At 68.5% G+C, this 495-nt stretch carries 1 protein-coding gene; it reads left to right on the top strand.

Going from position 1 to position 495, the window contains the following annotated elements; genetic code table 11:
* A partial coding sequence (locus H5J30_RS35780; RefSeq protein WP_181791940.1) for an SAM-dependent methyltransferase occupies positions 1–495 on the top strand: 495 nt, incomplete at both ends.

Genomic DNA, 495 nt, shown 5'->3' with positions numbered 1-495 from the left:
TTCCTCCGGCGCGCCGTACGCCACCTCGTCGCCGAGGCGGGCGTCCGCCAGTTCCTCGACATCGGCACCGGCCTGCCCACGGCCAACAACACCCACGAGGTCGCCCAGGCGATCGATCCCGCCTGCCGGATCGTCTACGTCGACAACGACCCGCTGGTCCTGGCCCACGCCCGCGCGCTGCTCACCTCCAGCGAGGAAGGCGTCACCGAGTACGTCGACGCCGACGTGCGCGATGTGGAGCGTCTCCTCGACGAGGCGGCCAAGACGCTGGACTTCGAGCAGCCCGTGGCGCTGATGATGCTGGGTGTCCTGGGCAACATCTCCGAATACGACCAGTGCCGCAGCATCGTCACGCGCCTGCTCGACTCGGTGGCGCCGGGCAGCTACCTGGTGATCAACGACGGCATCGACACCGAGCAGCGGATGCAGGCCACCGAGGAATACAACGAGAAGGCCGCGAGCCCCTACACCAACCGCAGCCCGCAGCAGATCGCG

It is taken from the genome of Streptomyces phytophilus, assembly GCF_013870535.1.
GTDB lineage: Bacteria > Actinomycetota > Actinomycetes > Streptomycetales > Streptomycetaceae > Streptomyces > Streptomyces phytophilus.
The sequence above is the reverse complement of the archived record's forward strand: the minus strand, read 5'-3'. Positions and strand labels throughout refer to the sequence as shown.